Source organism: Bacillus sp. 007/AIA-02/001, from assembly GCF_004634455.1.
Lineage (GTDB): Bacteria > Bacillota > Bacilli > Bacillales > Bacillaceae_G > Bacillus_A > Bacillus_A cereus.
Genome location: NZ_SEIY01000008.1, coordinates 115,824 through 141,313, shown reverse-complemented (window position 1 = coordinate 141,313; position 25,490 = coordinate 115,824). Strand labels below are relative to the sequence as shown.

The window sequence follows — 25,490 nt, the reverse complement described above, 5'->3', positions numbered from 1 at the left end:
TTCATTCAATTGTTGCACTGCGTTTTAAAATAATTTTTAATATATGCACCACATCATTCGTTCATTCTTAATGCTCACTTCGACTTCACGAAGTAATATAAAAACCATACCGCATGGTTTTGTTCATCTGCAGCTATTCTCCGTAACAACTCTTTCAAATGTGCATCTGATGTCTCATCTGAAATTTCCAAATAAAAATCTACTGTTTTTTGTTCATCTTGTATAGCGAACTCTAATCCTTGTAAATACGTATTTGGGCAGTCTTCAGTAATTTGTGGTTTCGGCTGCCTACCAGTTAAGTTCGTATAAATTTGTACAAAGTTGTGGAAATGCTTTATTTCATCATTACGAATTTCAAGAATTTGTTTTTGTTCTACTTGATTTGGAGCCATATTCGCTAATTTTGCATAGCAGCTTATGGCGCTATACTCTCCATTTATAGCTTTTTCAATATCACTTATCAACTTATCATTTTGCCTATACCAATCATAATAATTTGAATTATACATCGTATCCCCCCATACTTTCGCTTAACATTTTATGCATTTAGAAATAGTAGGAGCCTGTGTATTTAACGGGACGGCTTTAGAATGAAAGAAAAGTTTGAGAAAAGGATCTATTTTGCAAAGGAATTGCTTATGCATAAAATAATACTATTGTATACTGTTGCTATAAACTCTCGCGGGAGTTAGGAAAATAAATTCGCGAATCAACGATTGGTTCAACATGATGCGGTGCGAAGCTATTATGAGTTAAGTGACATAATTAGGAGGTTCCACTATGCCATCTTTATTTAAAACTATGGAGTTCCAGCTAAAAACCGAACGACTTGACCTGAGTATGTGGGAGGAATCCGATTCAGTTTGGATGAGGAAATTAATTGGCGAACGTGGTGTGGACATGCCGACCCTCGACTCCGTTCGTAACCGGCTTATTGAGATGCGTAAGAAGGCAGATGAAAATGGCATTTCCCTTCTCACTATTCGAAGAAGAGACGAAGGCGATTTCATCGGATACTGCGGCTTGATTATCGGTCGTTCCACACTTGAAGAGCCGGAGATTGCATACGAGTTGTTCCGCAGCGCTCATGGTAAAGGTTATGCGACTGAGGCGGCATCTGTTGTACTGGACGCGGCGATTGCTACTGGGCGCCAAAGACTTTGGTCGACTGTAGGTGCTTGGAATATCGCTTCCCTCCGGGTACTAGAAAAGATAGGATTTAAGCGTCATCACAGTACGTGGGATGACGAACGTGGTGAGATTGTCTGGAACGTACGCGATCTTTAGAGATTCCGACTTAATTTTAAACACTACACTTTTCAACAATCAGGCATTTACATTGAGAAAAAATCAAAAACAAGCCGTTTCACTAATTAGTGAAACGGCTTGTTTTTAAGCGTTCAATTCTGTTTTATGCCCTTTTACTACACTACGTTTGAATGCAGTTGCTAATATAGTAACCATACTTACTATACCAATCCAAACGAGTACAGTAACAGGAGTATTCCAACTTAACCCTTTTCCGAAGAAGAAGATTTCTCTTAGGCCTTCAATCATAAATTTCATTGGTAACCATGAGTAAACCCAGTCTTGATAAAACGGAGACAACATCTCAGGTGCTAATGATAGTAACGGCGCCCCGAAGAATAGTAATAAAGCAAATAAACCGATTCCTTTTAGCCCAACCAATGAAAGTACCGCAGATATCATTAAGAAGAAACTAAAAGAAGTAATGGATAAGAATAGAGCTGTATCCGTGAAGTTCGAAATATTTAACCCTACCATCCCATCCGCAATCCATGTAAGACCAAATCCAATTACAAGTGTCGCAATAGCTCCTGTTACGATTTGGTTTACTTTTAACAGAAAGTTTTCTTTTCTTGAGCTTACTGGCATTTTACTAATCGCAATAAAAATAATCGCTGCACTAGCTAAACTTGCAATCCATAACGGCTGGAACAATGATATTGGTGAGTTACCGTTCGCACTATTTTTGCCGACCTCATTCATATTTTTCACGTTCTTTACAATAGGTGTTACTAATTTCGCAGCTTGATCTGTTGTTACAGTATCTCCTTTTGCTTTCAATCCTTCTAATAGTTGTGTACGAACAGTATTGTTCATATTATCAACAATCGCCTGTAATATTTGTCCTGCCATAGTTGATGCAGCCGTATTCATTCCTTGATTAATATATATTTCTATCTCAGGTGAAGATGGCTGTGGTGTTCGTAACGACGCTTGTTTTGCGCTAAATTCTTTCGGGATGACTAATGCCGCGTAATACTCTTTATTGTTTAATCCCTTTTGAACGGCTTCTTTATTTTTTACTTCTACCCACTTCACTGCGGGTTCTTCCTCTGATTTCGCTGTTTTTTTCATGTTATCAACGATCGTTTGCCCCATATTCATTTTCGGTTGATTTGGAATTTCTACACCTTGATCCTCATTTACAATTGCAATTGGCAAGTTTTTCGGCTTTGGTTGAACAGTTGGAAATAACGTTAATGAAAAAATAAAAACAACAAGTAGTGCAATAACTGGTGATAACAATAAAAGTTTATTTTTAAACATTTTCTTTTCTCCTCCCTTAATTCGATCTATAATAACCAACAACGTGTTGTTTATTTATATTTTGAATTATATGTTCGAGTTGAACCTTATACAATAATCAAAAATCGTGAATGTGTTGGTTATAAGACACATTTTCTAAATGTGTTGAGTAAAATTAAGGAGGGATATGCTTTGCGCGATAATAATTTAGATTTGCGTGTTGTTCGTACAAAAGCTGCCATACGAAATGCATTGGTGGAGCTAATTGAAGAAAAAGGTTTTGACGCCATTACAGTGAAAGATATTACAACGAAAGCAAACATTAATCGCGGTACTTTCTATGCGCACTATCAAGATAAATTTGATTTAATGACAAAATGCCAAGAAGACATTATGTACGAGTTTTCTAACATTGCTAAACAGAAATTCCCAGAAGTTATTGCTGACCTTGGATCAAATCCTTCTCCAACAATGCCATTTATACTTATCACTTCTATTCTTGCATTTCTAAATGAAAATAGTGATTTTATGAGAGCTGTACTAAGTCCGAAAGGAGATTTATCTTTCCAAACAAAACTGAAAGACTTTATGTGGAAAACATTATTTGAAGATACGAATGGTCCTCTCATTAATAAGGAGAATTTACTTGTTCCAAGCGAATACTTAACTTCTTATATGGCATCTGCGCATATAGGTGTCATCCAACAATGGTTAAATAATGGACAAAAAGAAACACCTGAGGAGATTGCTCGCTTTTTATCAACAATCGCAGTTCATGGACCTTTTTATGCGGCTGGCTTAAAGAAATAAGTCAGCTATATAATAAAAGAACATCCACTATAATAGCGGATGTTCTTTTATTTCATTACAACACTTCAATATACCCTTCTGTTCCATGTACCCGAATTCGTTGTCCGTCTTTTATTAATTTCGTAGCATTCTCTACTCCAACGACTGCTGGTAATCCATATTCACGTGCGATAACTGCTCCGTGCGTCATAAGTCCGCCAACTTCAGTGACTAACCCTTTTATAGACACAAACAATGGTGTCCAGCCAGGGTCAGTAAAAGCCGTAACTAATATATCTCCCTCTTCTAAATTCGCATCTTCCATGTTTAAAATAACGCGAGCTCTCCCCTCAACTACTCCAGACGAAACAGGCAGACCTGCAATGGCGTCAGCTGGGAGGTTTTCTCGTTTATATTTACCTGTAATGATTTCTCCATCAGACGTCATTATACGAGGAGGCGTTAGTTTTTCGTATAATTTATAATCATTTTTTTGTTTATGAATAAGCTCATAATTTAGTTTATTCGTGCGAATAACTTCGTGAAACTCTTCAAAAGTTAGATAGTATATATCATCAACTTCATGAATGACACCGCTCTGCACAAGTTGCTCAGCTTCTTTCAGTAACGCTTGCTTATATATGAAATAACGATTAATCATACCGTATTTTGGATATTCACGATAGCCGATAAAATTACGGATATTACGAATCATTCGCTTCGTTTCTTCTACTTTTTGTTTTCCACCCGATAAGTGCTGTAATCGATCTACTAACTCTTCTTCTTTTTTCAAAGCTTCTTGCAGTCCTTCTTCAAATTTCCGCTTACTCGCACCATATTCAAAATCTCTTATATTATTTAAAATCATCGGGATAATTGTAGTTGGCTTTTCACTCCAGCGCGTTTTCGTAATATCTATTTCGCCACTACATCTCATTCCGTATTTATTTAGAAAAGCATCGATTGCCTCTCGAGCTTTTTCCCCGCCTTTAAACTGAACTAATTCATCTAAAAAGCTTTCATTTTCTACATGTTGTAAATACGCAATAACTTCTTCGTACGGCCGAATCACATCAGCGACATCCATTAATGCTAAACCCATTTCAGATGTAATATTATTTTGTACGGATTGAGAAAGCGTGTCTGCTGCATTTTTTTCACCTAACCATTGCTCCATCTTTTCATTTATCCATGTTGAAGCATTCATACCAGCCATAATGACAGCGATACTTTGCGGGTTAAACAATACTTTCTTTAATTGCTGAATATCTTCCAAAATAAAATCAAGTACGTCCACTCCTGATTTCAGTTGCATATTTTGTTTTAACTCTTCAAGTGATGCTTCACTATTCTTTATTAATTCCGTAACGATTGCTGGATCATTTTCGATTTCTGGTTGCGTGCTTGCAGGTGGCACACCTTTACCAACACTCTTTTCTTTTTCATCATCCGGTAACAATGTAATAAAATTATCTCGCTCGACTACAGTCGTTAATGCATCTCTTATGAGCGGATCTGATTTTCCTAACGTATTTATTAGGTAATCTCTGCTAGCAGGTGATGCTAATCTTTGTGTAGCATCCACAAACAGCCTTCCGCCCGCTTTACGCATTGGGGCACTTGTCGTTAACAGGAAAAAAGATAAACCTAATGGTTTCATCGCATCGGTCATCATTTGTTGGTGACCAACTGATATATACACGTGATTTTCCCCATCATTTACTTCTGGAATTGGATATAAAGTCGTAATCGGTCTGCTTTGGACTATATAAATTGTATCATCAACTAAGCACCATTCAATATCTTGCGGACAACCAAAATAAGCTTCGATTTGTCTTCCGATGCGTGCTAGTTGTAAAATCTGTTGTTCAGTAAGTGTTTGAACTTTTTGCTTATTAGGAGCAATTTTCTTTCTCTCTGTTCCGCCTTCTTTTCGTCCATAGATGGCTAATTTTTTCGTTGCGATGACCTTTTCGACGATTTCATCTTCTTTTACCTTATAATTATCGGCAGAAACCAATCCAGATACTAGCGCCTCGCCAAGTCCAAAGCTGGCATCGATTGACAACACCTTCCTATTCGAAGTAATCGGATCCGCAGTAAATAAAATCCCTGAAGCCTCAGGGAAAACCATTTTTTGAATGACAACACATATAGAAACTTGATTATGTTCAAAACCATTTTGCATGCGGTACGTAACTGCTCGCTCTGTAAATAAAGACGCCCAGCACTTTCTTACATGCTGTAAAATCGCTTCTTCTCCGATAATATTTAAATACGTATCTTGTTGACCTGCAAATGAAGCATACGGTAAATCTTCAGCCGTAGCACTAGAGCGCACGGCATACGCATGTTCATTTCCAAAACGTGAGAGATAATGAGTTACCGCTTCCACTACATCAGAAGGGATTTCTACTGCCATAATAACTTCTCTAATCTTCTTACTTATTTCACCAATTTGAGCTCGCTCTTCCATTTTCAACTTTGTTAGCTGCTGCAACAAAGTTTGAAGATCCTCATTTTGCTCGATAGCCTTTTCATATCCTACCGTTGTAACACAAAATCCTTCGGGTACTTGTATACCTTGAACGCTTGATAACTCCCCTAAATTCAAACCTTTTCCACCAACGAGTGAAAGCTGCGTTTTTTCTATTTCTTGAAAATCGAGAACGAAAGAACTCATGTAACATCTCTCCTTACTATGCATGTGTTCTTGATTGTAGCAGGAGTAAATACGAAGAAACAGTCTATTTCGAACTTGATTTACATGATATAATTAAGTTAGGAAGAGATAACTATTTTTATTTCTCCCCCTCTAATCCACTTCAATTACATCTCCAAACTTAAACATTCTTTGATTATGAAAAGCATCCGTACAAGTAATCGTCTTATTTAATGGATTTATATTAGCTACTGTTATGTAATTTTTATATAGATAGCCATTCTCTAAAATTTTTATAGTGTAATCCACTTTCAATAAAAGTCAAAAAATATGTTCGTCAATTAAATCTTCACAAATATTTAATGCTTATAAATTAATATTCATCTCATATATAAGTTCTAAGAAATTTAGATAAAAAAGACATTATTTTTGATGATCTAAACTAATTGAAACTTTAATTAAATTATATATCTATAACAACATAGAGCAATGTCATAACGAATTGAAACCGAAAGTTTCTTAAAGTAGAAAATTCGGCTTCTTTTATATCGAAATTTGCTTAGCGTATATTTTCGTTAAAATGCGGGTAGTACCCCATCGCTATTGAGCTAAGCTCATACACCATCAATTATAGTAGAGGCTACGTGTAAAGAATTTAAAGACCCCTCAGGGATTAATGAATTCCTGAGGGGTTGCCTACGTGATATAACATATTTACAATTATGTTACGTTTAAAATACGTATCTTTTTCATTTACCTTATAACCACCCTATTTAAGTTTATAAGAACTATGCTTTTGAGATAAAAGTCATTACTTGTTTTATAAACTCATAACCAAAATAACCACTAAATCCGAATAGGACTATTGCGGCAAATATAGATACTCTTTTAATAAAGGTTGGATTTAGAAAACGTCTAGTAAAATGAACAAAGCTTAATAAGATCATATCATGCATAAAGATACCTAATAAAATACCTACAGCTATTAATATAAATGTAGATGTACTTGCATTACCTAATGAAGAAACGAGAACCGGGCCAAAGACCCCTATCCAAAATACAATATTAGCCGGTGATATAGCAATCATAAAACCAGATAAATAAGCTGATAATAAAGATTTATTAGGATCTTCTCCATCTATGTTAACTTCCGACTTTGCTTCTTTAATGCTTTCTATTCCAATAAACATTAAAAATATAAAACCTAGGAGCCACATAACTGTTTCTACCCATGGATTGGTTAATACACTAGAGAACCCTAGATAAATCAGGACTATTAAAGATAAATCTACAGTCATTCCTCCTATACCTACAAACCAACCATGTACGAAACCATTTCTCATTCCTTGTTTAGTCATTTGGACTGTCATAGCACCTGCGGGTATTGCTAAAGATAAACCTAACAAAATATATGTGAAAAGTGTTATAATCATAAAAATTCTCCTATTATAAGTATTGTAATAATCAAACCCTTTTTCTTTTTCCTCGGGTTCAGCAAATAGAACTAGAGCACGGCGACTTTTCACATTACTTCTAGCAAGCATCAAAAACTCATAAGAAGATAAATGCCTAAAATCCCATAAGATCCTTTACATGTTCAGCATTCTTTTTAGATGTTAATTTTTCAAGTAATAAAAACGCAACATCAAAAGCTGTGCCTGGATTTGATGATGTAATAATATTTCCATCTTGTACTATTAAATCATTTTGTACGATTGCACCGAAATTCTTTAACTGCTCTTTTCGTTTACTCGTTGGATGACTGTATGTGGTAGCTTTTTTACCTACAAGAATTCCACTTTTTCCAAGCGTTAATGATGCAACACAAATACTGGCAATAGGCTTCTGCTTGGCATAAAAATGTTGAATAACATGTAAGAATTCTCTACTGTATGCATCCCGATAAAAACCAGCCTCTTCAAATCCTCCTGGAATAGCTAGTGCATCAAATTCATCTAATTGAATATCATCAACCGTTTTTTCCGGTATGACAGTAAAATTCCAAGTACAAGTTAATTTATTCCGAAGACCAACTGTTACGACCTCGGTTGATCCATCTCCCTCCCATTTATTCCAGCCTAGTACATCTGTAAATACACTAGCTTCTACTGCTTCAAACCCGTCAGCTAATAATAATAAAATCTTTTTCATATCGTAAACCGCCTCCTTCTACCCTTATTTTATAGAAGTATAGAAGGCTGATAAATAAGTTCAATAAGGATATTTGATTGTTTTTCTTTATTTTATAAAGAATTTAGGTTATTCTATTTTATAAAAAAAGGTTGGATAATTTATGGATCAAATTGATAAAAAAATCGTGGGACTATTACAGTCAAATGCAAAAATTTCAATGAAGGATTTAGCGGAAGCGGTTCACTTATCTTCCCCGTCAGTAACTGAGCGAGTACGAAAGTTAGAGGAACAACAAATTATTGAAGGTTACCATGCACATGTTTCTCTAAAAAAAATAAATCGTCCAATTTCTGCACTTATACTGTTTAAATCAACAAATTGTAAATCATTATCTAACTTTTGCTACAATCATCCAGATGTACTTGAGTGTTACAGAGTAGCAGGAGAAATTAGCTATATTGTCAAAATAGCAACACATTCTGTAGAAAGTTTAGAACAATTTATTGATGATTCAATGCAATATGGTACGCCATCAACGAATATTGTGTTATCTTCTTATGAAAAAAAGATAATTACTCCTTTTATTAGTGAAGAATAAAAATACTGGCATAATCAATTAACTATTGCTTATGCAGAAGGATAATTTTTGTATGTTATATTAAAAAATAAAGACGTTATATTTTTTTAAAAGGAGTGTAATTACAATGGATTTTTCTAATAAATCAGTGATCATAACAGGGGCTGGAAATGGAATCGGGAGAGGAATTGCTTTACATTATGCAGAAAAAGGGGCCAATGTTATTTTAGCAGATATAGACGAAAAAGCAGGTGCAAAAACAGTTACTAAGATGAAAGAACAGGGTAAAGAAGCACTTTTCATACAAACAGATGTAAGGCTGGAAACAGATATTATTCGATTAATGGAAGTAGCTAATCAAACATACGGTCAGATAGATATTTTAATTAATAATGCAGGAAAAGAGTTATTCAAGTCTCCTTACGATATTTCGCTAGAAGAATGGGACGATGTAATAAGCACAAACCTAAGAAGCGTTTTCTTGGGTTCACGTGAAGCAGCAAAGTATATGCGTCATAACAAAGAAGGTGGATCTATCGTGAATATTGCCTCTACAAGGGCGATTATGTCTGAGCCAAATTCAGAATCTTATGCTGCCACAAAAGGTGGGATCGTTGCTATTACACATGCGCTCGCAGCCTCATTTAGCGAAGATAGGATTACCGTGAATGCTATTTCCCCAGGTTGGATTGAAACAGGAGATTATTCAAAATTAAGTAAAATTGATCATGAACAGCACCTATCAAAGCGTGTAGGAACACCAGATGATATTGCACGAGCCTGTCTGTATTTAACAGCCAACGAAAATGATTTTGTTACAGGTATAAACCTTGTCGTAGACGGTGGAATGACGAGGAAAATGATGTATGAGGAATAGGCGGTAAGAGGGATTTTTCAAGGTCTGTTAATAGACCTTGAAAAATCCCTACGGACCTTCCTATACAGCTGGCTCGAAAAAATAAGTCTGCTGCATAGAAAAGCATAATTTAATCAATCTCAATTACATCACAAAACTTAAATATCCTTTGATTATGAAAAGCATCGGTACAAGTAATCGCCTCATTTAATGGATTTCTATTAGCTACTGTTCTGTATTCTTTATAAACCTACATTAAAATATTCAGATGAACCTTTTATTAACTCATAACCCCTCCTCAAAAAATAGTAAAAACTACACTTGTGAAATCAATATTTTCTGTTTGCACTTTATATAAATCGATATGTCTCCACCTTAATTTTTGTTTTTTGTAATCCCCACTAATTCTTTTCTCAAATCCCCCAAAATGGATTTGAGAAATTAGGGAACTATAATGTCGTATTAAAACATATTAAGGGGGACAAAAGGTGAACAAGGAAATGAATTATGGAAGTGATTACAAGTTTATTCCAGCAACTTCAATTGAAAGTGGTCATGGCCTCGAAGTATTACCTGATTTATTTTGTTACACGATTCAAATCGTCAATATATGCTTTGTTGGAAATCCTAAGACCAATGATTTTGTTTTAGTTGATGCTGGAATGCCTAAATGTGCAAATGAAATTATCTCTGTTACTGAGGAGCGATTTGGTACAAATAGCCGTCCAAAAGCAATTATTTTAACTCATGGGCATTTTGATCATGTTGGAGGAATAATTGAACTCATTAAATATTGGGATGTTCCAGTCTATGCCCATCAAATGGAGATACCGTTTTTGACTGGACAACAAAGCTATCCAGAACCAGACCCTACAGTTGAAGGTGGTATGGTAGCGAAAATGTCTCCCCTGTTCCCTAATGAACCGATTGATTTAGGAAATAGCGTAAAAGCACTACCTACCGATGGAACTGTTCCCCATATGCCAGAGTTTAGATGGATTCATACATCAGGGCATACTCCTGGGCATATTTCATTATTCAGAGAGAAAGACCGAACTTTAATTGCTGGGGACGCTTTTGTTACAGTGAAACAGGAGTATCTGTATAAAGTAATAACTCAAGAACAGGAAATAAGCGGACCCCCTCGTTATTTAACAACAGACTGGAAAGCAGCTAAAGAATCAGTCATTAAATTAGAAGAATTAAAGCCTCTAGTCGCTATTACTGGACATGGGATACCAATGTCAGGTGAATTGCTATCAACAAGCCTCAAAACACTCGTTCAAGAATTTGATAAAATTGCTGTACCTGATTACGGAAAATATATAAATAAAAAGATGCATTAAATGCGGAAATATTTTGTTTATTTTTATATTAATGAATCAAAACACCAACAAATATTAAGTTTAATATGAAAAAACACTGTACTTAGGCAACATCTCTATTATAAGAATGGAACTACCCTTTATGAATAAAGCTCAATATTCCGCAAATACTATCCATAGTATAAGCCTGCTTCTTACCCAGGTTGTACTTCTTACCATTAAGGGGTGATTAAAACGGTTACGCTATATAAAAGCATAATCCGTTTTTAATGAAATATTGTATTCCATATACGTTTAAACAATGGAGGAAAATGATGAAACATATTGTTGCCTTATTAATTAAATACACAGCGATAACTGCAGTATTGCTAATCATGCTCAGTATCTTTCAAGGCATTTCAATTCCTAGAGTATTACTAATTTCTCTTTTTCTTACGGGAGCTGCCTATTTAATCGGAGACCTCTTCATTTTACCTAAATACGGAAATATGATTGCTACAATGGCAGATTTCGGCTTAAGCTTTTTCGGAACTTGGTTACTAACATCCTTGTTTACTAATTTAGATGCTACTCGTAACATTGGACTTTCTTCATTTATAGCCGCTTTAATTATTGGTGGAACAGAAGTTTTCTTCCATATTTATATGAAGAGGCTAGTGCTACGTAACGACGATGAATTAAAAAATCGCAATCATATTCATCATGATAAATATGCTATGGAAATATCAGATGAATATATAGATTCTTCCACAATAAATAAATCCAAGCTTGAGGATACATCTAAAAAATAAAAAAGTGGCCAATGCCACTTTTTTATTTTTGTTTATTAAGCTTGATCAGAATTTCTTACATGTAACGGAGGTGGAACTACCCACCCTTTTTTCTTACTTAAACGTAGCAGAGTTACACCGGCCTGCGCTTTTTTCATATGAAATTGGCCAAATAGCATCCCTACATCTTCTCGAAGACATTTTCCCATCACTTGACTACATGTCACAAGTCCAGCTGCTAATCCTGCAGAAACAGCAGCAGCAATTTCAACATCATTAATACGTGCTCCCGGAGGAATGTCTTCGATAGATGCAACTGGTCGTTCTGGAGGAGCAGGCGGTAAAGCGACCCCATTAATCTTTAAAAGAGCTTTTAATTCTTCTATTTCCGAATTCATATCATTTTCAATTAAGCCTTCTAAAAACTTCTTCAAGTCTTCATCACCTGTATGATTCATAAATACTTGATGGCTTGCAATCGCACCCTGTGCAGCAAGAAGATAGCTCCAAATGTCAAATACTTCACCGTAATGTAACGGTTCATTTTGAGGATTTCCACTTAATATACCCATTTTTAAATTCCTACCTTTCGAAAATATCATACTAAATATTGATTTCAATATTGAAATCAAATTTTTAAGTATGCTTTTTCCTGCAAAAGATTTTCTACTATGCATGGAAAACACCTTTCCAACACCGCGTGTTTATTGTTTAGGAAAGTAGTTTACAAATTAAATACTCAAAGATTATGAAAGAAGATTATCAATAATCTTTGAGTGAGTATCTGTTTAATATAAGTTTTTTTATTTTTATGAATACACAAAAGAAATTGATTTACATATTTGCTATATTTTAAGCCAATTTACTTAGCGGTTAGCTCTACCACCAAGTTGTTGTTCTGCCATTGCTACTAAACGTTTTGTAATTTCGCCACCAACAGATCCGTTTGCACGAGCTGTTGTATCTGCACCAAGTTGTACACCAAACTCTTGTGCAATTTCATATTTCATTTGATCAAGAGCTTGTTCAGCACCTCGAACTAACAATTCATTACGACTTCCACTATTATTGTTTGCCATCTTATTTCACCTCCGATGTTTTTAATATGCTACAAATTATGAAATAATAATTATCCTTTTTATGGAAATTAGATTATGAATAAAAATTGATTTTTTTCTTAAAGTAGGGCAAAACATATAAGAAAGAATAACTGATATAACATACTTTCATAACAACACTATGTATACTTCCTAATTCCCTTCAGTAAATAAAAGAAAGATTTCTATTTCACCAAGAGATTAAATAAAATTATGTTTTGAGACATAATCCAAAAGGAGATATGAGATGAAAGCTGTAACCTATCAAGGACCAAATCAAGTACAAGTTAAACAAGTTGATGATGCAAAGTTAGAGAAAAAAGATGATATTATTGTAAGAATTACTTCAACCGCTATTTGCGGTTCTGATTTACATTTATATCAAGGTAACATGCCCTTACCTCAAGGATACATTATCGGCCATGAACCAATGGGAATCGTTGAAGAAGTCGGGCCAGATGTCACTAAAGTGAAAAAAGGCGATCGTGTTGTCATCCCCTTCAACGTTTCTTGTGGACATTGTTTCTATTGCCAACATGAAATGGAAAGTCAATGTGATAACTCAAATCCTCATTACGATTCTGGTGGATACTTTGGTTATACGGAGAAATTTGGTAATCATCCAGGCGGACAAGCAGAATATTTAAAAGTTCCATTTGGCAATTTTACTCCATTTGTTATACCGGAATCATGCGAGCTTGAAGATGAATCCCTACTATTTTTATCAGATGTTTTACCTACAGCCTATTGGAGTGTAATAAACGCAGGCGTTAAGCCAGGTGATACTGTTATCGTCCTTGGTTGTGGACCTGTTGGATTAATGACACAAAAATTTGCTTGGATGCAAGGTGCTAAACGTGTAATTGCAGTGGATTACTTAGATTATCGGATGAATTATGCAAAAAAGATTAACAATGTTGAGGTATTTGAGTTTACAAAATTCCCCGATATGGGAGAACATTTAAAGGAAATTACACATGGTGGTGCCGATGTAGTTATTGATTGTGTGGGGATGGATGGAAAAAAATCGCCACTAGAATTTCTGGAACAAAAATTGAAATTACAAGGCGGAACTCTCGGCCCTATTCAAATAGCTACGAAAGCCGTAAGAAAATATGGAACGGTTCAAATGACTGGCGTTTATGGTGGCAATTATAATGCATTTCCACTCGGAGCATTTTGGGTTAGAAATATTAATCTTAAAATGGGACAAGCACCTGTCATTCATTTTATGCCAGAACTATTTAAAAAAATAACAAATAAAGAATTTGATCCAAAAGAGATTATTACACACAAAATCCCCCTTGAAGAAGCGAGCTACGGTTATCAAATTTTTAATAATCGTGAAGATGATTGTATAAAAGTCATTCTGAAGCCTTGAAGCTACAATTCATTATTCTTAATGAAAAGATAAGATTACATTTCGTAATCTTATCTTTTTTTATTAAATGCTAAGTATCTATCCCCTATTTTCATCTCACATCTAAAATAGTTATTTTCAAAAATTTTGCATTTTGAGATAATAATTAATTGGTAAAAACATGAATTAAAGTATTAAGTAACCAAACAGCGGACACGATAACAATGTTAACTAACTTAAAAGAGGTGTACTTTAAAAAACTAGAATTTATGAAATGAGTTCCAATCAAACTTTTAGAGAAACACTTGCATTTTTAATTGTACGTGATAATGCACATCAAAATGCTTTCGCAAAAGCTTTAGAGACATTGGGTGTTGAATGGGGGAAACTCTTCCCTGTGCCCAACTATGATATTAATAAATACCCAGAGTGCAGAAAGTATGTAGACATGGGATTCCATAACGCACAATTTAATTTTAGTTTAGATCCAACAAGAATGGGAGAAATATTCCAAGGTGAATCACCAAGTAGAAACAAAGGAACATTAGCAGTAACTGACCCGCCAAAAGGTTTTCCTGTACCAGAACTTCCTGAGATACCAAATGAGCATAGTCCTGGATTAAAAGATATGGGTCTTTAAGATCATTATGGCCAACTATTGATTCATGGTTGGTCATAGTTATTTATAAAGATTCATGTAAACTTGTTGTTAACATGATAGGATATTTTAATAAATCCTCTTTATTTAAAAGTGGTGTTGATCATATTTCTGCTCCTCTTAATGTTGTTTCTATGAACCATTAAACGCCACTGTATACTTACTTATAATCTCCCTACCTCTATTCACGTATAACATCCCTATATTGTAAACAAAGAGGAGGGACTTGTCCCCCCTCTTCTTTTAATTTTTCTTTAAAAGAATTGCTCCTGCAATCCCTGGGTGTGTCATTTCGAATGGATCTAGAATTAATTCTAAGTCCTCTTGTGACAATACACCATTTTTCACACAAAGTTCTCGAACGGATTGCCCTGTCGCGATTGCTTCTTTCGCAACGCGAGCTGCTGCTTCATAACCAATATGAGGGTTCACAGCTGTAATAATTCCTACACTTTTCTCAACATACTCTTTTAAGCGCTCTTCATTCGCTTCAATTCCTTTTAAGCAATTATCTGTAAAGGCACGGAAACCGTTATTCATAATGCTAATCGATTGCAGTAAGTTGAAAACAAGTACTGGTTCCATCACGTTTAATTCTAATTGTCCTGCTTCTGAAGCAAGGCAAATTGTATGATCATTACCTATTACTTGGAACGCAATTTGATTAATAACTTCTGGCATAACAGGGTTTACTTTCCCTGGCATAATAGATGAACCTGGTTGACGAGCTGGTAACATAATTTCCGCTAAGCCAACACGTGGACCTGATGCCATTAAGCGAAGGTCATTCGCGATTTTAGACATATTCATCATACATACTTTAAGTGCTGCAGATACTTCAGTATAAGCATCCGTATTTTGCGTCGCATCTACTAAATCTTCTGCACCAACAAGCGGTAGTTCACTAATTGCAGCTAAATGTTTTACAACTGCTTCAATATATTCTGGATTTGCATTTAAGCCTGTACCAACTGCAGTTGCCCCCATATTTACTTCATATAAATGTTGACGCGATTGTTGAATTCGTTTCATATCACGTTCAAGTACACGAGAGTACGCTTTAAACTCTTGTCCAAGGCGAATTGGCACCGCATCTTGTAAATGTGTACGACCCATTTTAATAACATGGTCAAACTGTTCGGCTTTTAATTCAAATACATCATGCATATAACCCATCGTTTGTAATAAGCCTTCTAATGCATTTAACGTCGCGATATGAATCGCCGTTGGGAATGCATCATTTGTTGATTGGGCCATATTTACATGGCTATTTGGACTAATATAATGATAGTCTCCCTTTTCCATTCCTAATAATTCAAGAGCACGATTGGCAATGACTTCATTTGCATTCATGTTCATTGAAGTACCTGCTCCGCCTTGGATTGGATCGACGATGAAATGATCGTGCCATTTTCCATCAAAAATTTCTTGAGCAGCTTCTGCGATCGCGCCACCCTTGTTCAATTCCAATCTTCCTACATCTGTATTCGCAAGCGCTGCTGCTTTTTTTACAATTGCGAACGCTCTAATTAAACTTTCATGAATTTTATACCCTGTAATCGGGAAATTTTCAACAGCGCGTAAAGTCTGAATTCCGTAATATGCCTCAATAGGTAATTCCTTTCCTCCCAAAAAATCATTCTCTACTCGCATATTCTTGTTTGTCATTGCCATTTTAATTTCTCCCCCATATTAAATGTAAAACCTAAATAAATCATATGAAGTCATTACCAATCCTTATCAGATTTTATTGTTAAATCGTAGACTAAAGGCTCTTCAATAATTTTTTTAATCTCTTCTAATTTATTAGTTTTCCCAAGCGCCCACATCAATTTTGCTATGATGGCTTCCGTATTCATATCTCCAGACAATATTACTTGATGTTGTGCCACTTTCCGTCCTACTTCATAGAGAAGTATGTCTTCTCCTTCTTCCAGGCATTGAGTAGTAATCACTACAGCAATCCCCATTTCAGTCAACTCTTGAATTTTCGAAAGCAAGTTCCTTCCTTCAAAAGGTAATCCACCGTTTCCAAAACTTTCAATAATAATTCCTTTATACAAATCTTTTAAACAATCAAATATCTCTGGTTTTGTACCTGGATACAATTTCATAAGAAAAACATCCGTACATAAATTAGTATTTATTGAAAGTTCATTATGGGGGGACGTTGGCTTCCAATGATATTTCACTTCATCTTCATTTACCTCAGCAACATATGGATAATTCACACTTTCAAATGCATCATAACTTTTTGTTCGCATTTTAACTGCTCTCGTCCCAATAATCACCCTACTATCAAAAACAATAAACACACCGCCAACATCCTCACAGGCAAATCTAAGAGCATCAGCTACATTTTTCTTTGCATCTGTCTTTTTAAAACTAATAGGTACTTGTGAGCCTGTTAAAACAACTGGTTTTCTTAAACCTTGCAGCATATAAGATAACGCGGAAGATGTATAAGCTAACGTATCCGTTCCATGTGTAATCACAAACCCGTCATAGTCATCATAGTGATTAAAAACAGCATTAGCTATTTCTTTCCAGTGCTCAGGTTGCATATTGGTACTATCAATATTCATTAAGATTTTGCAATCTATTTCTAAGTTTCGAGAAGACTTCGAAAAATAATTCAATAATTCCTCAGCAGACAATCCTGGAACAAGCCCCTCATTCCCCTCCACAGATGCAATTGTCCCACCAGTTGCAAGTAATAAAATTTTCTTCATACACAACCCCTCCATAAAATAAACAACGATATATCGTTCGCGTAATGCGTATTTATATTTATCATTATAGAACTTAATTTGAATTAATCAAGATTTTGTATTCAATACGCGTACTTTTTTCTATTCTTGATTCTTTTTCTATGCTATAATTAATTTAATAAAATTAGATGGGGTATGAGACGAATGCTGGAACGTTTATCTAAATTAAGAAAAAATCAAAAATGGTCCTTACAAGAGACAGCAGATCGACTTGGGATTGCGAAAAGCACCTATGCTGGTTATGAAAATGGTTATAGATTACCTTCATTACAATCTTTATCTAAAATAGCCGATTTATTTGATACATCTGTAGATTATATATTAGGTCGAATTGAACATTCACATCAAAACAAAGATGTAATTGATATTACAAGACTCCTAAACGATCCAGATGCAACACTTTTAGTAGATGGAGAAGCACTGTCAACAGAAGAGATAATAGATTTTATTGCTTTTGTGAGAAGTAAACGAGAACTAAGTTCCAAGAGAATAGAAAATATTGAACCAACATGTAAAAGTTAATTCAATAAAAAACGAAGACACTGCACTCTTTAAACTTAGAAATACTTAGACAATTAATTTGTAAACGGTTTATATAATAGATTCTTAGCAGCTGGCCTCATTTGGGGACTTATACTTGGAAACAATCCCATTGGTTATATGATTCAATTATTTTTCATCATTTGTGTGGGGTAGCAGCTATTTTCGGAGGTCTCACATCCAATAAATCAATTATCATGAAACAAGGACTTCTCGCTATTTTAGCGTTGCTTGCCCTTTTATCTGTCATATAGAACTAAAGCTTTTCAATAAAGGAACTCACTTTTGAAGAATACGCCATTCTTTCTGTAGATTTATAAGAAAGAATGGCGTTTTTGTATGTCTATTTCTGTATCGAGAGAATTTGAAAGTATAACAGAATTCAAACAAGAATTAGCAAAGTATATAAAGTACTATAATCATGAAAGAATCAAGGAAAAATAAAAGGGAATGAATCCGGTATTGTACTAGGCTCATTCCCTAGAGGCTACTTAACAAACCGACCTTTCTAACTTTCGGGGACACAGTCTAGTTGAAGTGCTACAAGCAACGAATTTACTATTTTAAAGTTAAGTGTTTAACCTTGAAGTATTTAATTCTTTTTTCCAGACAAAGCATACATTATATCTTGATACTTTATTGTCCTCTTATAATTATGTGGTATCGGGAATTTGTTTCGTTGTTCTTTTATTATAATTATGATTACTATAAGTGATAAAGTTACAGGTATAAAAACGATTAACAAAGCATCTTAATGTTTATGAAATTCTTTGTTAATCGTTTCTCTTCTCCCTAATCTCCTGCGAGACTATATTTTTTATTAAAATTTCCCATATCTTATTTGATTTATTCTGTGACACCAGATTGGGTTACTTTTACATCAGCTGTTACACGAAAACGTAAATCTTTATAGGATTCTTCCCATTCTTGACTGTTCCATTTTCTTACGTGAGTTCTACCAAGCTTTCTAAGTCCTATAGGATCTGTGTCTTTTTTAATAAATCTCTTTATCAATGTAGTTGCTTTTTTTTCTATTTCTTTTTCCATAATTTTTTCTAATTTTTTTATTTCTTTAGGATTATCTAGATTTTTTGTTTTTGTAAATTCTTGAATTTCAGCTTTAACTTGAATATGAGCATTTACGAATGGATGCTTACTATTCCCCTCCATCTTATATTTTGTTCTAGCTTTTATATTCTCTATCGTAGCGTAAGTATTTGAAGAACCAGGTAGTTTGAATTGGTATGTACCTTGTTTAAAATTATCTGTCAACAATTTAAATACAAATAAATCTTTAGGGTTCACTTTATCAACCATTTTACATCTTTTAAAAAGTGCTATTCCATCTAACTCCAGCACGTTACCTTTTTTAGATATTATCGGTAAATAGGAATCTCTCGCATCATCATTAAGTTGGTTTAAAAACATAAAAAAATTTGTTTTGGGCTGCGTTCCATTGTCCATATTTTGCTCCAGTAAAGAGGATAGATAGGAAGCAATTTCTTTTTCTTTAGAATAGTTCCCCTTTAATAGTGATTCCCCTTTTACATTTGTAATTGCTAAATAAATTGCATTTCCTACACTAGGATTTCGGTTCAAAGTCTCTAAAATTTCCTGCATTCCCTTTTCAATTATTTTTTCATTAAATATAATAACACGCAATTGCCCCAACTCTAGAGGTCCAGAAGATTTTTCGGATGCTCTTGCAAGAACTTCTCTACCAGTCTGGCCTGATGCTGAATAGATTTTTGTTTCACCTTCCCCGCCTCCTTTATAAGCTGAAATCGCAAAGGTTCCTTTTAGCTTACCTTCTGCTTCGGTATCATATGCCGCAACTTGAACTAAGTCAATGTCATCCACAATTTTCGTTTTAGCACAACCTATTAAGAAGACACTTAATATAAGGAAAAGTATCCATCGCTTCATGTTTATCTCCTTAACTTTATTTTGGCCGTTTGAATTAGCCATAGTACAGGTAGGTATACATATATATATACAAAGCCCATTTGACCTGTCCAAGTATTTAATAAGTTAATTTTATTACGATTATTCAAGAAAAATGATAAAACAAAGATGAATAGGATGATAACTGGCAAAACATATTTTTGCTTTATTCCCAGTGCCTCTTTTATACCACGACTTACTCCCCATAATGTAAAGGAAACATTGGGTAATATAAAAAAAGCCCAAACAGAAACAATAATGTATTCAAACCGCTCTATAAAGGGAAATTGTATAATTTTAATCATGCTTAAATATGCCCATATCGCACTCGCTAGTTGTTTTTCACTAAAAAATGCAAGAGTTAAAATCATAAGGTATGTGTAGACAATAGTCGTTACTAAATTTGCATAGTGCGCATATTTTTGAGACGTTTTTGCCTTTTTAATAAATGGGTAGTACAGCAATAACATTTCAAATCCAAAAAAACTAAACATATTTCCTTTCATTCCTTTCATAATTTCTAGGAATGAATGCTGTGCAATTGGAAATAAATTCTGGAAATCTGCATACTGCAAAGGATAAAAAAATGTGAAGATTAGAATGCTTGGGATAACGATTCCAAAGAAGCCGATTCCGGCAACTACACGAAATCCTCCAGTAACAATGTAATAACATAGACCCAAAAAAGCCCCTGCTATAACCCAAGATGAAATTGAAGGAAACATCCAAACATGTACTACTTCGATATAAGTATGTAGTGTTGTTGCACCTAACAATACAATATAGGATAAAAAAATGAAGTTGAGCAATCCACCAATCCATTTTCCAAGTACGTTTTGATTGATTGCAATGATGTCTCCATTACCCTGATTTAAAATCTGATATATGATCCAAATCATAACATTAACAGATATTCCAAAAAGTAGCGTGCTAATCCACGCATCATTTCCAACTAATTTTGCACTAATCCTTTCAAAACCAAGCATACCAACTCCCAACTGTATAGTAATAATTAAAAAAAATACCATATATGGCGAGACTTGATACTCAATTGGGATCTGTTTCATAATGCTCCTCCCTGTTAAATTCAATCATCAAAATCATTTCGTGATATGATTTTATTTTTCTCTACCTCTTCTGGATTAAAGCGAAAACGCTGTTTAGACCTTGAAAAAATAGGACGTCGAAACATCGCTGAGATTGGCATACGTATAATGCTGTCTTTCCAATCTGTAGGACGTGTAGGATAAAAAGGGAACAAATAAGGACGTCTTAATGATTCTGTACGTAATAAGCGTACTAAAAGGAAAGAACTTGTTAAAACAATTCCTAATAAGCCCAATAGGTGTGCAGATATTATAAAAGGAAAACGAATTACTCGAATTGTATTACCAATTCGATATATTGGTGCTGTAAATGAACTAAGAGCTGAAAGTGCAACAATGATAATAAGTACGTTACTTGTAAGACTTGCTTCTACCGATGCTTGTCCAATTACAATACCACCTACGATACCGACAGTTAAACCCACTTTAGTTGGTAAACGTGCCCCTGCTTCTCTCAGTAATTCAATCGTTATTTCTAAAAAAAGTGCTTCAATTAATGGAGGAAAAGGTACTTTACTTCTCGATATGATTAACGTTTCAAGAAGTTCTTTTGGGATAAGCTCGTAATGATATGTTAAGATCGAGACATATAATGGCGTCGTTAAGACAGAAAATATAAAAGCAAAAAGCCTTAATAGACGAAAAAAAGAGGCTATAATCCAAGGCATGGTGTAATCTTCTGTCGTAGAAAAAAAATCAATTAATGTTGTTGGAAGAGTGATGGCATAAGGCGAGCCATCTACAAAAAGTGCAATTTTCCCTTCTGCTAATACAGCTGCCACACGGTCCGGACGTTCTGTATTCAAAAATTGAGGGAATATAGAATTTGGGTTGTCTGCAATTAACTGCATCAAATAAGTACTATCCAAAACATGGTCTGTTTTTATTTGACTTACCCTTTTTATAATTTCTTGTAGATTTTGATCATTTACAATTCCCTCTATAAATACAATCGCAACAGTTGTGTTAGAGAGAGAGCCTACTTTCAATTCCTTCATTTGTAAATAAGGTGTTGGGAGCTTTCTACGTACTAAATTTAAATTTACATCTAAATCTTCGACAAATGCGATTTGCGGACCCACAATATTGTATTCAATTTCAGCTTTTGTAATATCCCTTTTTTCTTTCTTTGACACATTTACTAACAAACAATTTAGTTTATCTGTATCGAACTGAATAAGTATATAGCCATTTAAAATACTATCCTGAATATCTTCAATTTGATTTGTTATTTTTGAATTTTCAAAGGGTAAGACAGACCGAATATCTTGTAATGAATCGTAGCTCTTCTCTTTTATATAAGTTAAAACCTCTTCATGAAATATATTTACATCGATTAAGGTTCTAAAATATGAAATGACTATAGAGGATTTGTTTGAAGCGATCTCCAACGTTATAAAATCTTTAGATTTTTTTAGTAATTGCATTAATTCCTGCAAAGATTTTATAGCGTGAACAGGTACTTTTTCATGTGGTTTCAATTGATAATACCCTTCCTTTCAAAAAGAACCTATATATAGTTTTTAGAAATTTCTATTTTAAAAATGAGGGATATTTATATGTCAATATGCTCATTAAAAATAATGCCTTTTAACTAACTTAACCAAAATTAGTTAAAAAATGTATTACAAGTAAAAATTTGAAATATTCCCAAGAAAAATTACAATATTAAAAACATCCTTTCTTTTGGTTCTAAAGAAAGGATGTTTTTATAACAGGCTTTTTCAAGTGTCTATTCTATAGGGTACATTTACCAGTGTTCTTCTCTTTATTATTTCATTAAGTAACATTAGCATTACATTTTGTATGGTTTCTTAAAAAATTTCAGTAAAAGAACATATTAATTTTGAAGTGTACAAATAGGGAGAGTGACTTCAACTGTAGTTCCCTTATTCACTTCACTCTCAATAAATACATTTCCCTGATGTGTTTCAATGATTTTATAACAGATCATTAACCCTAAGCCAATCCCCTCTTCTTTAATACTATAAAAAGGTTCTCCGAGGTATGGTATACGTTCTTTTGGAATGCCACACCCTTGATCGATAAAACGAATACTTAATTGATTATTATCAAGTATATTTAATTGAATGAGAATTTCTCCTCCCATCGGCATAGATTCAATTGCATTTTTTAATATATTAACAAATACTTGCTTTAATTGATTTCCTTCACATGAAATCAATGGAATACCAGGGTTAAGATCGATTCTAATTTTTATATTATTCATCATTGCTTGAGGTTGTAGTAGCATTAAAACTTGATCCATTAGCACACTAATATCATTAGGTTTTATTTTTACCACCTGTGGTTTGGCTACCGCCATAAATTCAGTTGTAATACTCTCTATACGCTCAATCTCTGATGATACTATATTTATATAACCTTGATTATTTTCATTTTCCGTTGATTTTAGTAATTGCATGAACCCTTTCATTGCAGTTAATGGATTATTAATCTCATGAGCCATTACAGTCGCTAATTGTCCTACAACAGCAAGTTTTTCAGATTTTCGTAATAATTCTTCTGTTTTTAGCCGTTCAGTGATATCACGAGAAATACTTAGGAAAACTTTTTTACCATTTAAGTTAAAAACACGAACACTAAACTCAGTTGTTATTACTTTTCCTGTTGGAAAAACATATTCATCTTGCAAAGTGAAGGAAGTTTGTCCCTTTTTAATTTTTTCTAATAACCTTACGATTATTTGAGAATCTTGTGGTACTATATTTGAAAATGATAATGAGAGCAACTCTTCTCTACTATATCCAAATCTTCTACACCCAACAGGGTTTACCTCAATAAATCGACTTGGAGCATTATCTTCATTCAGCTCTACTACATATACCGCATCAGTTGCTTGTTCAATTAGTGCACGGTACTTCATTTCACTATCTCTTAATTGCTGGTGTAATCGATGTCGTTCTCTTTCTGCTTGTTTTCTTTCAGAGATGTCTCTACATATTGCTGATAAAGCTATCACATTTCCTCTTACATCTAGTATAGGAGAAACTGTCAGACTGACATCAAGAAGACTCCCATCGCTCCTTTGTCTAACAGTTTCTAATCTAGTAACCACAGATTCACCTGTTAGAATTTTCTGAATATTTTTAAGCGATTCTTCCATTAAAAAATCTGGTACACAAGGTAATCTCTTACCTATGATTTCTTGTGATGACCACCCAAATATCTTTTCATAAGCTTTATTCGCTTGTAAAATATGCCCTTCTCGATCAGAAATGGTAATAGCATCTAGATTGTGCTTTATAAATGATTCCAATAATTCTTTGGTAGCGCTTAATTCTGATTCTACCTTTTTCCTTTCGGTTATATCAACTGTAGAACCAACAACTTCAATAACTTGTCCATTTCGTTTAATCGGCCTAAGCGCAATAAGAATAATAGTTTTATCATTTGGCCAAGGTAATTCAAATATAATTTCTTTTCCTTCCCATGCCTGAAGATAGTACTTCATCAATTGTGGAACTAAATGTGGAGGAACAATAGAAGCATCAATAGTACGTAAGCTTTTTCCTACCACCTGTTCAGAAAAAAATCCGTTTTGATAATAAAACTGTCCATCACATAAAGTGTGTATAAAGTGCTTACCCACTTTTTTAAATTTAAAAATTCCTCCTTGAAGCTCATGTACGGTATCTGCAAGTTCTTGCTTCGATTTTTTTAATTCTCGATTCATTTTAGATAAGTCCTGTGTTAAATAATACAATCTCTGGTAGGCTTCCATAAGAAATAGCCCAATTAAAAGTCCTAACGCTATATATAATAAGCCTCCTGTGTAAAGTAATGTAGTATTAAATAATACGCCAACTAACCACTTTATTCCAATAAAAACAGAAAAATATAACGATGCACTTTTAAAAGGATGTAGTTTTTTAAAATAAGTTTTAAAGGTAGAAAATAGAATCCCCATACCTAAATAAGCAATCACAGGAGGTTCCCAGTACCCTCCTGTGTAAAAGATACGCATTACAATTATGCTAATTAACGTAATCCAACCAGCAATACGACCAAAGTAAATAAAAGATAGAATAAGAGGAACAACTCGAAGATCGTAGGAAAATCCCATGTATGGAAAAGAAAAGAACATTAACGTAACTGCAATAATCCCTCCATAGAGCTTTTCAAAATATCGACTAGAATTAATTGTAAACACTTGAATAAATATTGCTGCGCTAACTAATAAAGAAAAAATAGAAAGGTTGATGAAATAATCTTTAATAATCATGTAATGTCCCTCCTTGCATTAAGTGTATTCGACAAAAAAGCTAAAAATCCTACAAATTGTATAAACAGTTCAAATGCATAAATTTTAAACTAGGATAAAATCT

The 25,490-nt window shown here is 34.1% G+C and carries 22 protein-coding genes and 4 pseudogenes; 11 read left to right on the top strand and 15 right to left on the bottom strand.

Annotated features, from left to right (window positions below):
• Positions 1 to 74 precede the first annotated feature (74 nt).
• Positions 75 to 509 carry a ferritin-like domain-containing protein gene (locus ES895_RS17270; protein ID WP_000282830.1) on the bottom strand — a complete coding sequence of 145 codons (435 nt, stop codon included), beginning with the start codon at positions 507 to 509 and terminating at the stop codon, positions 75 to 77.
• Between the two features lie 271 nt (positions 510 to 780).
• Here ES895_RS17270 and ES895_RS17265 point away from each other — a divergent pair, with 271 nt between their 5' ends.
• Positions 781 to 1,287, top strand: a complete 507-nt coding sequence (locus ES895_RS17265) for a GNAT family N-acetyltransferase (protein WP_001139531.1) — start codon at positions 781 to 783, stop codon at positions 1,285 to 1,287.
• Positions 1,288 to 1,392: 105 nt separating this feature from the next.
• Here the strand turns inward: ES895_RS17265 and ES895_RS17260 are convergent, their stop codons facing one another.
• Positions 1,393 to 2,574 carry a YhgE/Pip domain-containing protein gene (locus ES895_RS17260; protein WP_098204858.1) on the bottom strand — a complete coding sequence of 394 codons (1,182 nt, stop codon included), beginning with the start codon at positions 2,572 to 2,574 and terminating at the stop codon, positions 1,393 to 1,395.
• A gap of 171 nt (positions 2,575 to 2,745) precedes the next feature.
• On the opposite strand from ES895_RS17260, the gene ES895_RS17255 reads away from it, so the two are divergent.
• Positions 2,746 to 3,363 carry a TetR/AcrR family transcriptional regulator gene (locus tag ES895_RS17255; protein ID WP_048568571.1) on the top strand — a complete coding sequence of 206 codons (618 nt, stop codon included), beginning with the start codon at positions 2,746 to 2,748 and terminating at the stop codon, positions 3,361 to 3,363.
• Positions 3,364 to 3,418: 55 nt separating this feature from the next.
• Here ES895_RS17255 and ppsA read toward each other — a convergent pair whose 3' ends face one another.
• The 4 genes from ppsA to ES895_RS17235 form a co-directional block, all read right to left on the bottom strand.
• The gene (ppsA, locus tag ES895_RS17250) at positions 3,419 to 6,025 is read right to left on the bottom strand and encodes a phosphoenolpyruvate synthase (protein ID WP_087875528.1); all 2,607 of its coding nucleotides are present in this window, start codon (positions 6,023 to 6,025) and stop codon (positions 3,419 to 3,421) included.
• A gap of 132 nt (positions 6,026 to 6,157) precedes the next feature.
• Complete coding sequence (locus ES895_RS17245; RefSeq protein ID WP_015382330.1) at positions 6,158 to 6,319, bottom strand: YolD-like family protein; 162 nt, start codon at positions 6,317 to 6,319, stop codon at positions 6,158 to 6,160.
• A gap of 473 nt (positions 6,320 to 6,792) precedes the next feature.
• The gene (locus ES895_RS17240; protein WP_000587494.1) at positions 6,793 to 7,437 is read right to left on the bottom strand and encodes a LysE family translocator; all 645 of its coding nucleotides are present in this window, start codon (positions 7,435 to 7,437) and stop codon (positions 6,793 to 6,795) included.
• Positions 7,438 to 7,573: 136 nt separating this feature from the next.
• Entirely contained in the window at positions 7,574 to 8,155 is a 582-nt protein-coding gene (locus tag ES895_RS17235) for a DJ-1/PfpI family protein (RefSeq protein WP_000722336.1), read from the bottom strand.
• Between the two features lie 142 nt (positions 8,156 to 8,297).
• On the opposite strand from ES895_RS17235, the gene ES895_RS17230 reads away from it, so the two are divergent.
• The 4 genes from ES895_RS17230 (at position 8,298) to ES895_RS17215 (ending at position 11,686) form a co-directional block, all read left to right on the top strand.
• The gene (locus tag ES895_RS17230; protein WP_000372089.1) at positions 8,298 to 8,735 is read left to right on the top strand and encodes an Lrp/AsnC family transcriptional regulator; all 438 of its coding nucleotides are present in this window, start codon (positions 8,298 to 8,300) and stop codon (positions 8,733 to 8,735) included.
• Positions 8,736 to 8,841: 106 nt separating this feature from the next.
• A complete protein-coding gene (locus ES895_RS17225; protein WP_135238517.1) occupies positions 8,842 to 9,591 on the top strand; it encodes a glucose 1-dehydrogenase in 750 nt (249 codons plus the stop codon).
• A gap of 467 nt (positions 9,592 to 10,058) precedes the next feature.
• Positions 10,059 to 10,916, top strand: a complete 858-nt coding sequence (locus ES895_RS17220; RefSeq protein ID WP_048568566.1) for an MBL fold metallo-hydrolase — start codon at positions 10,059 to 10,061, stop codon at positions 10,914 to 10,916.
• Positions 10,917 to 11,209: 293 nt separating this feature from the next.
• Positions 11,210 to 11,686 carry a YndM family protein gene (locus tag ES895_RS17215; protein WP_000680670.1) on the top strand — a complete coding sequence of 159 codons (477 nt, stop codon included), beginning with the start codon at positions 11,210 to 11,212 and terminating at the stop codon, positions 11,684 to 11,686.
• 35 nt (positions 11,687 to 11,721) lie between these two features.
• On the opposite strand, the gene ES895_RS17210 is transcribed toward ES895_RS17215, so the two are convergent.
• The gene (locus ES895_RS17210; protein WP_002101091.1) at positions 11,722 to 12,237 is read right to left on the bottom strand and encodes a DUF3231 family protein; all 516 of its coding nucleotides are present in this window, start codon (positions 12,235 to 12,237) and stop codon (positions 11,722 to 11,724) included.
• 294 nt (positions 12,238 to 12,531) lie between these two features.
• Positions 12,532 to 12,744, bottom strand: a complete 213-nt coding sequence (gene sasP, locus ES895_RS17205; protein WP_000002840.1) for a small acid-soluble spore protein, SasP family — start codon at positions 12,742 to 12,744, stop codon at positions 12,532 to 12,534.
• Positions 12,745 to 13,009: 265 nt separating this feature from the next.
• On the opposite strand from sasP, the gene ES895_RS17200 reads away from it, so the two are divergent.
• Together ES895_RS17200 and ES895_RS17195 are read left to right on the top strand one after the other, a co-directional pair.
• Positions 13,010 to 14,143 (top strand): zinc-dependent alcohol dehydrogenase, encoded by a 1,134-nt coding sequence (locus tag ES895_RS17200; protein ID WP_000649093.1) that lies wholly within the window; start codon positions 13,010 to 13,012, stop codon positions 14,141 to 14,143.
• Between the two features lie 235 nt (positions 14,144 to 14,378).
• Positions 14,379 to 14,762: pseudogene (locus ES895_RS17195) on the top strand (manganese catalase family protein); the annotation flags it as partial.
• Positions 14,763 to 15,023: 261 nt separating this feature from the next.
• On the opposite strand, the gene aspA reads toward ES895_RS17195, so the two are convergent.
• Both aspA and ansA read right to left on the bottom strand, forming a co-directional pair.
• Positions 15,024 to 16,454 carry an aspartate ammonia-lyase gene (gene aspA / locus ES895_RS17190; protein WP_098330330.1) on the bottom strand — a complete coding sequence of 477 codons (1,431 nt, stop codon included), beginning with the start codon at positions 16,452 to 16,454 and terminating at the stop codon, positions 15,024 to 15,026.
• A gap of 53 nt (positions 16,455 to 16,507) precedes the next feature.
• On the bottom strand, positions 16,508 to 17,512 hold the full coding sequence (gene ansA / locus ES895_RS17185) for an asparaginase (protein ID WP_000722296.1): 1,005 nt from the start codon (positions 17,510 to 17,512) through the stop codon (positions 16,508 to 16,510).
• A gap of 183 nt (positions 17,513 to 17,695) precedes the next feature.
• Here ansA and ansR point away from each other — a divergent pair, with 183 nt between their 5' ends.
• The 3 genes and pseudogenes from ansR to ES895_RS17170 all read left to right on the top strand — a co-directional run.
• The gene (gene ansR / locus ES895_RS17180) at positions 17,696 to 18,073 is read left to right on the top strand and encodes an HTH-type transcriptional regulator AnsR (RefSeq protein WP_000893567.1); all 378 of its coding nucleotides are present in this window, start codon (positions 17,696 to 17,698) and stop codon (positions 18,071 to 18,073) included.
• A gap of 66 nt (positions 18,074 to 18,139) precedes the next feature.
• Positions 18,140 to 18,345 (top strand): annotated as a pseudogene (locus ES895_RS29800) (DUF1304 domain-containing protein); the annotation flags it as partial.
• A gap of 103 nt (positions 18,346 to 18,448) precedes the next feature.
• Positions 18,449 to 18,535: pseudogene (locus tag ES895_RS17170) on the top strand (IS3 family transposase); the annotation flags it as partial.
• 125 nt (positions 18,536 to 18,660) lie between these two features.
• Here the strand turns inward: ES895_RS17170 and ES895_RS17165 are convergent.
• From ES895_RS17165 to ES895_RS17145, 5 genes and pseudogenes are all read right to left on the bottom strand, one after another.
• Positions 18,661 to 18,791, bottom strand: a pseudogene (locus ES895_RS17165) (excinuclease ABC subunit C); the annotation flags it as partial.
• Between the two features lie 146 nt (positions 18,792 to 18,937).
• Positions 18,938 to 20,017, bottom strand: coding sequence for a Ger(x)C family spore germination protein (locus ES895_RS17160; protein ID WP_000832860.1), 1,080 nt, complete (start codon positions 20,015 to 20,017; stop codon positions 18,938 to 18,940).
• Between the two features lie 2 nt (positions 20,018 to 20,019).
• Positions 20,020 to 21,102 carry a GerAB/ArcD/ProY family transporter gene (locus ES895_RS17155; protein WP_000809694.1) on the bottom strand — a complete coding sequence of 361 codons (1,083 nt, stop codon included), beginning with the start codon at positions 21,100 to 21,102 and terminating at the stop codon, positions 20,020 to 20,022.
• Positions 21,103 to 21,122: 20 nt separating this feature from the next.
• The gene (locus ES895_RS17150) at positions 21,123 to 22,622 is read right to left on the bottom strand and encodes a spore germination protein (protein ID WP_048568449.1); all 1,500 of its coding nucleotides are present in this window, start codon (positions 22,620 to 22,622) and stop codon (positions 21,123 to 21,125) included.
• A gap of 359 nt (positions 22,623 to 22,981) precedes the next feature.
• Positions 22,982 to 25,387: a PAS domain S-box protein gene (locus ES895_RS17145; protein WP_098326976.1), complete on the bottom strand. Its 2,406-nt coding sequence runs from the start codon at positions 25,385 to 25,387 to the stop codon at positions 22,982 to 22,984.
• Positions 25,388 to 25,490: the final 103 nt, after the last annotated feature.